Origin of the sequence: Massilimicrobiota sp. An105 (assembly GCF_002161155.1) — a bacterium.
Classification (GTDB): domain Bacteria; phylum Bacillota_I; class Bacilli_A; order Erysipelotrichales; family Coprobacillaceae; genus Allocoprobacillus; species Allocoprobacillus merdigallinarum.
The window spans coordinates 1-11,171 of sequence record NZ_NFLY01000059.1 but is presented as its reverse complement, the minus strand read 5'-3'; the positions used below and the strand labels follow the sequence as shown (position 1 = coordinate 11,171).

At 30.1% G+C, this 11,171-nt stretch carries 12 protein-coding genes; 11 read left to right on the top strand and 1 reads right to left on the bottom strand.

The genetic code is table 11. The features are described 5' to 3' along the window. Positions 1-478: 478 nt before the first annotated feature. From B5E48_RS12310 to B5E48_RS12275, 8 genes are all read left to right on the top strand, one after another. On the top strand, positions 479-1,579 hold the full coding sequence (locus B5E48_RS12310) for an ABC transporter substrate-binding protein (RefSeq protein ID WP_087305360.1): 1,101 nt from the start codon (positions 479-481) through the stop codon (positions 1,577-1,579). Then, a complete protein-coding gene (locus tag B5E48_RS12305; RefSeq protein ID WP_158094016.1) occupies positions 1,569-2,408 on the top strand; it encodes an alkaline phosphatase family protein in 840 nt (279 codons plus the stop codon). The genes B5E48_RS12310 and B5E48_RS12305 overlap by 11 nt, the downstream gene beginning before the upstream one ends. Next, entirely contained in the window at positions 2,386-3,234 is an 849-nt protein-coding gene (locus tag B5E48_RS12300) for an ABC transporter permease (protein WP_087305358.1), read from the top strand. The genes B5E48_RS12305 and B5E48_RS12300 overlap by 23 nt, the downstream gene beginning before the upstream one ends. Next, positions 3,231-4,031 (top strand): ABC transporter permease, encoded by an 801-nt coding sequence (locus tag B5E48_RS12295; protein WP_087245805.1) that lies wholly within the window; start codon positions 3,231-3,233, stop codon positions 4,029-4,031. Before B5E48_RS12300 ends, B5E48_RS12295 begins: the two co-directional genes overlap by 4 nt. Beyond that, positions 4,031-5,050 carry an ABC transporter ATP-binding protein gene (locus B5E48_RS12290; RefSeq protein WP_087245803.1) on the top strand — a complete coding sequence of 340 codons (1,020 nt, stop codon included), beginning with the start codon at positions 4,031-4,033 and terminating at the stop codon, positions 5,048-5,050. Before B5E48_RS12295 ends, B5E48_RS12290 begins: the two co-directional genes overlap by 1 nt. Positions 5,051-5,130: 80 nt before the next feature. Next, a complete protein-coding gene (locus tag B5E48_RS12285) occupies positions 5,131-5,955 on the top strand; it encodes a histidinol-phosphatase HisJ family protein (protein ID WP_087305356.1) in 825 nt (274 codons plus the stop codon). Between the two features lie 15 nt (positions 5,956-5,970). Further along, positions 5,971-6,750, top strand: a complete 780-nt coding sequence (locus B5E48_RS12280) for a PHP domain-containing protein (protein ID WP_087305354.1) — start codon at positions 5,971-5,973, stop codon at positions 6,748-6,750. A gap of 135 nt (positions 6,751-6,885) precedes the next feature. Further along, the gene (locus tag B5E48_RS12275) at positions 6,886-7,779 is read left to right on the top strand and encodes an ROK family protein (RefSeq protein WP_087305352.1); all 894 of its coding nucleotides are present in this window, start codon (positions 6,886-6,888) and stop codon (positions 7,777-7,779) included. Between the two features lie 17 nt (positions 7,780-7,796). On the opposite strand, the gene B5E48_RS12270 is transcribed toward B5E48_RS12275, so the two are convergent. After that, positions 7,797-8,342, bottom strand: a complete 546-nt coding sequence (locus B5E48_RS12270; RefSeq protein ID WP_087305350.1) for a VanZ family protein — start codon at positions 8,340-8,342, stop codon at positions 7,797-7,799. 199 nt (positions 8,343-8,541) lie between these two features. Here B5E48_RS12270 and B5E48_RS12265 point away from each other — a divergent pair, with 199 nt between their 5' ends. The 3 genes from B5E48_RS12265 to B5E48_RS12255 all read left to right on the top strand — a co-directional run bounded on the left by B5E48_RS12265 (position 8,542) and on the right by B5E48_RS12255 (position 10,766). Next, a complete protein-coding gene (locus B5E48_RS12265; protein WP_087305349.1) occupies positions 8,542-9,132 on the top strand; it encodes a hypothetical protein in 591 nt (196 codons plus the stop codon). A 114-nt stretch (positions 9,133-9,246) separates the two neighbouring features. After that, the gene (locus tag B5E48_RS12260) at positions 9,247-10,122 is read left to right on the top strand and encodes a Cof-type HAD-IIB family hydrolase (RefSeq protein WP_087305347.1); all 876 of its coding nucleotides are present in this window, start codon (positions 9,247-9,249) and stop codon (positions 10,120-10,122) included. A 98-nt stretch (positions 10,123-10,220) separates the two neighbouring features. Then, positions 10,221-10,766, top strand: coding sequence for a rubredoxin-like domain-containing protein (locus B5E48_RS12255; protein ID WP_087245789.1), 546 nt, complete (start codon positions 10,221-10,223; stop codon positions 10,764-10,766). Positions 10,767-11,171 lie beyond the last annotated feature (405 nt).

Here is an 11,171-nt window from a genome sequence, read left to right as displayed (position 1 = left end):
GCCGAACACAGAAGTTAAGCATCACAGCGGCGAAGATAGTAGGCAACTGCGAAAATAGCACGCTGCCAGTCCATGTGAGGGAATAGTCATTCTATTCCCTTTCTTTTTTATTTTGTATAGTGAAAGAGGACTACCTTGTCTCATCTGGTGGTTCTTTTTTATGATATATTTAATGATAATCATCAAATATTAAAATGATGATCAACTTAAATAATATTTATTTATATTAGTTTAAATGATAAATTGAAAGACTCGAATTATACTTATATAGAAAAAATATGTGATTTTTATAACTTTTTATATAAAGCAAAAGTATCTAAAAACTTAATAAATGTTAATATAAAATTTAAATTCCTTTTTAAAATATTTACAAAACACTTGTTATAGTGTTTTTATTTTTACAATTCTTTACAAAATGAAGATATTTAACTGAATTTTATAAATGCTATACTTTACTCGCTAAGGAGGAAGTATGAAAATGAAAAATAAATTTTTTAAATTGGGGATGAGTGCTCTTGTTGCAGCAACATTTTTAACAGGATGCGCTGAAGAAAGCACACAAGCAAAGGTTGATTTAAATTCAATGACAATTGAAGAAATTACAGAAAAAGCAAAAGAAGATGGAGAAGTCAATTCTGTTGGAATGCCTGATACATGGGCTAACTGGGTTGAAACATGGACAGAACTTAAAGATGAATATGGAATTAAACATACGGATACAGATATGTCTAGTGCAGAGGAACTTGCTATTTTTGCAAATGAAGCAAGTGATGCAACAAAAGACATCGGTGATGTTGGACAATCATTTGGGCCAGTTGCAGAAGAACAAGGTGTAACTTTACCTTATAAAACATCATATTGGGATTCAATTCCTGATTGGGCTAAAGATGATAATGGTGATTGGATTATAGGATACTATGGTACAATTACATTTATTACAAATACTGATCTTGTTGATCAAGCACCAAAAAGTTGGCAAGATGTTTTAAATGGAGATTATACATTAACAATTGGAGACGTTTCAGTAGCAACTCAGGCACAAAGTGCATTATTAAGTGCTGCTATCGCTTTTGGTGGTAGTGAAAGCAATATACAGCCAGGTCTAGACTTTTTCAAGACTTTAGCTGAAGAAGATCGATTAGATATGGGAGACACAAGTGTTGCACGTTTAGAAAAAGGTGAAATAGAAGTTGCAGTTTTATGGGATTACAATTCATTAGGATATCGTTCACAAATCTTAGAAAATAATGCCAATGCTCATTTTGAAGTATCAGTACCAACAGATGGAGCAATTCAAAGTGGATATTGTACAATTATTAATGCCTATACAAAACGTCCTTATGCTGCTGCATTAGCAAGGGAATATATTTTATCTGATGAAGGACAGATTAATTTAGCTAAAGGTTATGCGCGTCCAATTCGTGATGATGTAGAATTACCAGAAGATGTAAAGGCAATGCTTTTACCAGATGAACAATATAAAAATGCACGCTTTATTGAAGATCAGGAAGCTTGGGATCAAGCTGTGTCAGATTTATCAACATCTTGGCAGGAGGAAGTTGTTGCTTATGCACAATAATAAAGTTGTATTTGTTTTATTAGATGGATTACAGAGTGAATATGCTAGAGAGCATTTAGGTTATTTAGAACATTTATGTGAACATAAAAAGGCGGCTAAATATGAAGTGCTAGGTGAATTACCTAGCGCTTCACGCCCTATGTACGAAACAATTTTTACTGGATTACCAGTATATGAACATGGAATTACAAATAATAATATATGTCGATTATCTAATCAAATCCATATATTTGAATTACTTAAACAGAATCATAAAAAAAGTCTAGCATTAGCATATTATTGGATTAGTGAGCTCTATTTATCAGCACCATTTAATAAGTTTCAAGATGTCTATCATCATGATCCAAAGTCTTATATAGACCAAGGTTTTTTCTATTATGAAGACACTTATCCAGATAATCATTTATATGCATTATCATCAAGTTTAATGTCACATGATCAATATGATTTTGTGTTTATACATCCAATGGGTATCGACGATGCAGGTCATAAATATGGTGCAGGTTCACAAGAATACGCGCAAGCAGTTATTCAAAATGATAAACTCCTTTCAACATATATTCCACAATGGATTAAAGATGGGTATAGTGTTGTGGTAGGTGCAGATCATGGAATGAGTGAAAATGGTTATCATGGTGGTAATAGTCATCAGCAACGCACCACAGCATTATATATTATTGATCAACGCATTGTGAATGGGTATCATTCACAAGTTCTCACAACATTGGAGTTTGCGCCGTTGCTTTGTTATTTATTGGATATTCAAGCAACTGAAAAAATGAAACCTTTGGAGGTGAAACGTATTCATGAAAGCAAAAAAGAACTATAAATTTTATCTGTTCGCTTTATTACCCTTTTTTATCATTGTCTTATTATTTGAAATATTACCATTAATGAATATTGTGATAGAAAGTTTTTCAAAGACAGGTGGTGGAGGTTTTACTCTAGACCATTTTGTTAAAATTTTTAGTACACGTCTATATCAACAGTCTATTTATAACAGTTTATGGATATCTATTTTTTCAGCTGTTGTTGGTATATTTATTGCATTTATTGGTGCAAAAGCAGCACATAATGCCAGTCCTAAAATAAGAAATGCTTTCACTTCAGTATTAAATATTACAAGTAATTTTGCTGGAGTTCCATTAGCTTTTGCTTTTATGATTTTATTAGGAAATGTTGGTATATTAACATTAATTGGAAAAAATTATGGAATAGAATTTTTGGCTAATTATGATTTATATACAATTAATGGTTTGTTATTAACTTACATTTATTTCCAAATTCCATTAGGAACTTTATTGATGCTTCCTATTTTTTCAGGATTAAGAAAAGAATGGAAAGAAGCTGTAGGACTATTAGGTGGAAACAGTTTTCACTATTGGTTTAAAGTTGCAATACCATCATTATTACCAAGTATATTAGGAACATTTTCAGTTTTATTTGCCAACTCATTAGCGGCTTATGGAACAGCATATGCATTGTTGAGTAATAATATTTCTCTATTACCAATTCGTATTTCTCAACAATTTGTTGGTGAAGTTGTTCAAAATCAAGAATTTGGTTGTGCTCTTTCATTGGTCATGATGGCTTTAATGGTTATTTCAGTTTTAATTACAAATAAATTACAAAAGAAATCAGGTGGAGTCCAATGAAATTAAAAACACAATTATGGGATGGATGTATTTTATTTATTATCGCAGCATTTTTAATTATACCATTAGCTTTAACTTTCTTATATTCTGTTTTTACAGCATGGATGGATATTTTACCAACTGGTTTTACTCTTAGCTTCTATTCAGAAATATTAACAGATGGAGCTTTTATTAATTCATTATTAAGATCTTTAGTTATTTCTTTTGTGCCAGTGTGTATTTGTAGTTTGGCTATATTATTAGTTCTTTATGTGACAACATTATATATGCCAAAATTAGAAAAGTATATTGAAATTTTATGTAATATTCCATATGCCATTCAAGGTGTTATTTTAGCAGTAGGTATAATTTCACTATATTCAGGTAAACCCGGCTTTTTATCAAATCGTCTTTTTCTTTTAGTAGGAGCTTACTGTATCATTATATTACCATATACATTTAGAGGTTTAAAAAATACTATTGGCGCATTAAATGTGAAATGTGTTGTAGAAGCTGCACAGGTGTTAGGTTGTTCTCAACTACATGCCTTCTTTGCAATTATTATTCCACAAATGAAAAATGGAATTATTTCAACAATGATGTTAGCTTTTACAATGTTATTTGCAGATTTCGTCGTTGTTAATATGATTGCTGGAAGTGCGTTTAGAACAGCAGGTATTTATTTATATCAAACAATGTCAAAATCAGGACAATTATCAAGTGCAATTATCGTTATTCTTTTTATTACAACATTTATCATTTCAACATTAACATTAATGATTCAAAATAAAGCAGTCACAAAGAGGGGGAAAAATTAATGGCATACATTGAATTTAGAGATATATGCAAAAGCTATGATGGTGAAAATCAAGTTTTAAAAAATATTCATTTAGATGTAGAAAAAGGTGAATTAGTTACATTACTTGGACCAAGTGGTTGTGGAAAATCTACATTATTACGATCTTTAGCAGGATTAGAGCAGATTAATTCAGGGAGAATTATATTAGATGGTAAAGATATTACAGATGTACCAGTTCAAAAACGTGGTATAGGGATGGTTTTTCAACAATACTCATTATTTCAAAATATGAATGTAGAAGAAAATATTGCCTTTGGTTTAAAAATCGCAAAAGTAGATAAAAATCAGATAGCTCAAAAAGTACAGCGTGCCATTGAAATGGTAGATTTGGTAGGAAAAGAAAAAAGTTATCCGAGTCAATTATCTGGTGGACAACAACAACGTGTAGCTATCGCAAGGGCAATCGTTATGGAACCAAAAGTTCTATTATTAGATGAACCATTAAGTGCAATTGATGCAAAATTAAGACGTGAGTTACAGGAAAAAATCAAACGTGTACAAAAAGAGTTAAAAATTACAACTATATTTGTAACACATGATCAAGATGAAGCCATGATTATGTCTGATAAAATTCATTTAATGAATGGTGGAATCATTGAACAAAGTGGAAATCCTGTAGAATTATATACACACCCTGTTTCTAAATTTGCGGCTGAATTTATAGGACATTATAATATATTAGATAATCATCAATTAAAAACATTGCTACCAAAACAAGACTTTGATAATCATTATTATGCAATTAGACCGGAAACCATTTCTATTCAAAATGAACCAATTCAAGATCAAAATGTCTATAGTTTTGAAGCAAAAGTTAGTCACTATATTTCAAGAGGAAATGTTTTACGATATACATTAAATTGTCATGATGTTATTTTAAAATCAGAAACATTGTTTAGAAGTTTTACACTGTTTGATGAAGGACAAAAAGTGTATGTTGGAATTGAGCCACATAATATTCTAGCCATTAGAGAATAAATGAAGACTGTTTAAAGACAGTCTTTTTAGACTATCAATGGAAATGAAAAAGAATTATAATAGGAGAGGGATGATAAAATATGATAAAACAAAATTTACACACACATTCACTTTATTGTGATGGCAAAAATACAATCGAGGACATGACTTTAGAAGCTATTCAAAAAGGTTTTACGATTTTAGGTTTTTCAGGACATGGGAATTGTCGAGAAATAGATGATTACTCTATGACTGATGATAACACCCAAAAATATATTCAAGATGTCCTTGAAGTCAAAGAAAAATATAAAGATCAGATACATATTTTTTTAGGTATTGAAGAAGATATTTTAGGACAAAGCTTTGAAAAAAATAATCCATATGATTATATTATTGGAAGTGTTCATTTTGTAAAAGCTGGTGAAGAATATTTAGCTGTTGATCAAAGTCAGGAAGTGACGCATAAGATTGTAGATTATTATGGGGATTTTTTAAGCTATGCTCAAAGTTATTATGAAGAAGTGAAAAAGATAGCTTATAGAAGTGATGTAGATATAGTAGGGCATATTGATTTACTTACAAAGTTTAATGAGAATGAAGAATTTATTGATTTTGATGATCAGGAATATTTAAAATTAGCATATGAATGTATTGATATGCTTATTGGTCAAAAGAAAATTTTTGAAGTCAATACAGGTGCTATTGCCAGAGGACAAAGAAAAACACCTTATCCACATCATATACTATTAAAATATATTCATGATCATGGTGGGAAAATCTGTCTTAATAGTGACTGTCATCAAAAAGAAATGTTAGATTGTTATTATAAAGAATCTTTAGAATTGATTCAAGATTGTGGTTTTACATCTATGATGGTGTTAACAGATCAAGGATTTATAGAAAAAGATATTCAAGAATTTTTATAAAAATGGAGATAAATAATGGAACAGAATTTTAATTTACATACGCATACAACACGCTGTCATCATGCTGTTGGAAAAGATGAACAATATATTCTGGCAGCGATAGAAGCTGGAATGAAAACGATAGGATTTAGTGAGCATATGGCCTATCCTCATGTAGAAATAGCTGCTGAACGTATGTATAATCGAGATGTTCAAGAATATTTACATACGATGTATCAATTAAAAGATAAGTATAAAGATCAAATTGAAGTATTAGTAGGCTTTGAAATAGAATATTATGATGATCAAAAAGATTATTTACTTAAAATGAAAGAATGTTGTGATTACATGATTATTGGACAGCATTTCCGCTATTTTGATGGATATAATTATGATTATTTTAATAATGATGAAGATGTCTTGATGTATGCAAATCAAATTCAAAGTGCTTTGGAACTAGGATTAACAAGATATATAGCACATCCAGACTTCTTTATGTTAGGAAGAAGACAATGGACACCAGCATGTGACAAGGCATCACAAATCATTGTTGAAGCGGCTAAAAAATATCATGCTGTTTTAGAAATTAATTTAAATGGTTTAAGATATGAGAAACTTTACTATCAAGATGGTTTGGCATATCCTTATCCACATCCAGAATTCTTTAAACATGTTACAAAAGAAAATAAAGTTTGTTTTGGTTATGATGCCCATCATCCTACAACTTTATTAGAACATCAACGTATAGATATATGCTTGGATCTTTTAAAAGATTATGATTTTAATTTTTTAGAAGATATTCATGAAATATTATGATGATGACTCTGTCATTGTATTATGTGTTATGGGAACTATGTTGTATTCAATAATAAGAAATGTATAAAAGTATTTACATTGTTACAATAAAAATCCTATAATAAATATAAGAACAATGTATGGAGGAATTTAATCATGAAAACATATTTAGCTTTAGATGTTGGTGGAAGTTCAATTAAATATGCTTTAATTCAGGAAGATTCAACAATTTTAGAAAAATCTAGTGTCCCAACACCAATGGATACAATGGATCATTTTGTAGAAACAATAGGTACCATTTATGATCAATACAAAGATCGTGTTGAAGGTATGGCTATTTCTATGCCAGGTATTATCAATCCTGAAATAGGTTACGCTTTTACAGGTGGAGCATTACGATATATTGATAAGATGAATATCGTAGATATTTTAAAAGAAAGATGTCCAATCAATATAACGATTGGTAATGATGCAAAATGTGCAGCCAATGCAGAAATTGGATATGGGAATTTGCAGGATATACAAGATGGAGCTGTTGTTATTTTAGGAACAGGGATTGGAGGATGTCTGATTAAAGATCACAAAGTGCATACTGGAAGACATTTTAGTGCTGGAGAGTTTTCTTTTGTGAAAACAAATTGTTTAGATGGTATTGGTTGGGACTATGCATGGTCTACACGTAATGGTATTAAAGGACTATTGGAAAGAGTCCAGGAATCATTAGGAACTAATCAGGAATATACGGGTATAGAAATCTTTGATATGGCTAATGAAGGTAATGAGAAAGTCATTGAAGGTATTAGTCAATTTTGTAAAGAAGTGGCTACTCAAATCTTTAATGTGCATATTATTTTTGATTGTGAAAAAGTTGCGATTGGTGGAGGTATAAGTGCACAACCATTATTAATTGAGTTAATTAATAAACATTTTGATAATATTTTTGATCATTTAGGATTTGATGTTTATAAGCCAGAAATTGTTCCTTGTCATTATCGTAATGATGCCAATTTAATTGGAGCATTATATCAGCATATTCAAACATTTCAATAGATAAGAAAAGACAATGTTCATTTCACAAAGCATTGTCTTTTTTTATCGATATAATAAATCAGATATCCTAAACATAAACCAATAAAATTTGTGATAATGTCAGTAATATCAAAAGTTCTAAATCCAATACAAAATAAGGAAAATATCATCTGTAATGATTCAATACCTATGATTGTCATCAAGCCTATGAGCATTGTTTTTATAAATGAATATTGAAAAGATAAAGGAACAAGGAATCCAAAAGGTATAAACATAAATGTATTGAGAATAACATTTGTAATGGCACCACCATAATGATAAATGACATCCCGAAAGGGAAAAGTAAAATTGTGAACAGTAAAATGATGAAAATGATCAAATTGGGCATATTGGAAATCTAAAGGTAATAATGTGACAAATAAAATACCAATGATATATACATAGAGTAAAGTCCTATAAAAAAGGACTTTTTGTTTTTGATATTTTAAATATATAAAATAATAATAAATGACTATAAAAATGACAATTTCAATAAAAAATTGAATCCAGATAGCTAATGTCCAGTTTCTTTGTGTTATTAACAAAAAATCACCTCATAAAAATATAATGAGAAGTCATATATAATATAAATATTTGATTTTATGGTTAATTATGTTAAATTATGTTGAAAAATAAAGAAATTAATTATATTTATGATATACTGAATATATAAGAACGTATATTTATTACATAAAGGAAGGTAAAGGTTATGAAAAAATATTAAAATTAGCGGTTTGTTTATTTATGATTATGGGCGTTGTTGCCTGTGGAGGAACGTCAACTGAAAAACAGGAAACTGTAGTGAAGAACTTTTTTGATTATTTAAAAGCAGGAGATATTGAAAAGATTTCAACAATATGTACTGATGATAACAGTGACGTTGATGATTTACTTTCAATCATGGAAAGTTTAGAAGAGTACATGGATGTTGAAATATATGGTCAAACATTTGTAGACGAAGCGAATAAGTTTGTTGATCATGTTTTTGCCAATTATGTGACTTCATATGAAATTAATAGTGTAGAAGCAGATGGGGATAATTATTTGGTTATTGCTGATATTAAAATGAAAGATTACAATAATATAGATATTGATTCAGATACAACAACTATTATTGATAATTATCAGCAGGAACATTTAGACGAATTAAGTGAGCTAGCAGGTGATCAACAAGCGATGATGGAAAAAGTTTTTGATGATTTAGCACCAGAAATCTTTGGAGCAATGACAAAGAAGATAGATGAAGCTGAAGCTATTGATACACAATTAAGATTTACTTTAGTTCCAGATGGAGAGAATTGGTTAATTTCTACAATTGAACAAAAAGAAGCATAAAACAACATAACTATAAAAGAAACTATTGAGGCTCTCAATAGTTTTTCTATGCCAGAAAAAGATTTCTCTTCATCAATGAAGTTGATATAATAATAAAACTAGGAGGAATCAGACATGATAAAATGCATTGTATGTGATTTAGATGGAACATTAATAAAAAAAGATGACACTATTGAGGAACGAACTTGTCAGATATTAAAAAAATGTATTGAAAATGGGATAGAGTTTATTATAGCAACTGGTAGAGATATTAATATAGTCATTGATTTTTTAGAGCGTTATCAGTTAGATTGTGATTTGATCTTAAATAATGGAACACAATACTGTAATAAACAACAGACATTCAATGAGATTTATCCAATGGATAATCAAGCATTTCAAAAGATATCTACAATTTTATCATCATATGGTTATTTATTAGCTATCCATACAAATCAAGGGAAATATTCTTTTGTAGATGCAGATGATTTTTGGGATTATCACTATAAATTATTGTTAGCTTCAAAAGATTATAAGGATTCATTACCAAAAAAGACTTTTACAACAAGAGAAGGATATTTAAGAGATTTTCATTATGCTAAGGATGCTGATGAGATCATTCAAAAGAATATTAAAGTTTTAAAGATAGATGCTAGACATCTGGATGCTTACTCTATTCAAGGGGTTAGACAACAACTAAATATAGATGGATTAGATATCTCATCATCTTTTGAAGATAATATTGAAATTACGAGTTCAATGAGTAATAAAGGTAAGTTATTAGAAAAAGTTATTGCAAAAAAGGGATATGCTTATGATGAAGTTGCTGTTTTTGGTGATGGAGAGAATGACCGACATATGTTACAAATGTTTCAATATTCTTTTGCACCTCAAAATGCATCTTCATCAGCTAAGAATGCTGCTCATTATTTGTTGACTTTAACAAATGAAGAAGGAGCTGTTTTTGAAGGATTAGAACAATTACAACAATTAGGTCTTTTAGCGATTTAAAGTTAAAAAATTTCAAGCAATAAAGTTGACGAAAAATGGAAAATTGATTATCATAAATATGGATAAATAAATCCATATTGAATAGGAGGAAAAAAAGTATGGCAAAATTTGTATGTACAGTTTGTGGTTATGTTTATGAAGGAGATGCAGCTCCAGAAAAATGCCCTGTTTGTGGTGTTGGTGCTGATAAATTCGTTGAACAAAGTGGTGAAATGACATGGGCTGCTGAACATGTTGTTGGTGTAGCACAAGGTGTTAGCGAAGATATTATTAAAGATTTACGTGCTAACTTTGAAGGTGAATGTTCAGAAGTTGGTATGTATTTAGCGATGGCTCGTGTAGCTCATCGTGAAGGATATCCTGAAGTTGGTTTATATTATGAAAAAGCAGCTTGGGAAGAAGCAGAACATGCAGCTAAATTTGCTGAATTATTAGGAGAAGTTGTGACTGATTCTACTAAGAAAAATCTTCAAATGCGTGTAGAAGCTGAAAATGGAGCAACTGCTGGTAAAGTTGATTTAGCTAAACGTGCTAAAGAAGCTAACTTAGATGCAATCCATGATACAGTTCATGAAATGGCTAGAGATGAAGCTAGACATGGAAAAGCATTTGCTGGATTATTAAAAAGATACTTTGGAGAATAGAAAAAACGCCCATTTTATGGGCTCAATGGAGTCAACTTAGTATATTAGACTAGGTGACTCTTTTTTTATTTCTGTAATTCTTGTGGTATGACTATATGCACTCTTTATTATTATGCAAAAAAAGCGCATAAAGCCCCTGTTGATTTTTTTTCGTTTTTTAAAATTTTATCCCATTAAATTTATGATACAATATAATTGTATTCTTAACTACGGGGATATTGTCATAAGCACTGATTTGTATCGTCTGACTTTTGGATTGTTTCTTCCATCAAGTCTGAAGCGATAACTTGGTGGTGAAATCATGACTCGTCCCCATCGTTGGTAGTGCCTGTTTGGGCGAACAGGCACTTTTATTTTGTCTAGCATCTTCTCTATCTGTTCTATCTTCTTTTTTAGCTGTCTTTT

Excerpts from the sequence above, each read along its gene's own strand:
- B5E48_RS12310 (WP_087305360.1), top strand. The coding sequence starts at position 479 with ATGAAAAATAAATTTTTTAAATTGGGGATGAGTGCTCTTGTTGCAGCA.
- B5E48_RS12305 (WP_158094016.1), top strand. The coding sequence starts at position 1,569 with ATGCACAATAATAAAGTTGTATTTGTTTTATTAGATGGATTACAGAGT.
- B5E48_RS12300 (WP_087305358.1), top strand. The coding sequence starts at position 2,386 with ATGAAAGCAAAAAAGAACTATAAATTTTATCTGTTCGCTTTATTACCC.
- B5E48_RS12295 (WP_087245805.1), top strand. The coding sequence starts at position 3,231 with ATGAAATTAAAAACACAATTATGGGATGGATGTATTTTATTTATTATC.
- B5E48_RS12290 (WP_087245803.1), top strand. The coding sequence starts at position 4,031 with ATGGCATACATTGAATTTAGAGATATATGCAAAAGCTATGATGGTGAA.
- B5E48_RS12285 (WP_087305356.1), top strand. The coding sequence starts at position 5,131 with ATGATAAAACAAAATTTACACACACATTCACTTTATTGTGATGGCAAA.
- B5E48_RS12280 (WP_087305354.1), top strand. The coding sequence starts at position 5,971 with ATGGAACAGAATTTTAATTTACATACGCATACAACACGCTGTCATCAT.
- B5E48_RS12275 (WP_087305352.1), top strand. The coding sequence starts at position 6,886 with ATGAAAACATATTTAGCTTTAGATGTTGGTGGAAGTTCAATTAAATAT.
- B5E48_RS12265 (WP_087305349.1), top strand. The coding sequence starts at position 8,542 with ATGATTATGGGCGTTGTTGCCTGTGGAGGAACGTCAACTGAAAAACAG.
- B5E48_RS12260 (WP_087305347.1), top strand. The coding sequence starts at position 9,247 with ATGATAAAATGCATTGTATGTGATTTAGATGGAACATTAATAAAAAAA.
- B5E48_RS12255 (WP_087245789.1), top strand. The coding sequence starts at position 10,221 with ATGGCAAAATTTGTATGTACAGTTTGTGGTTATGTTTATGAAGGAGAT.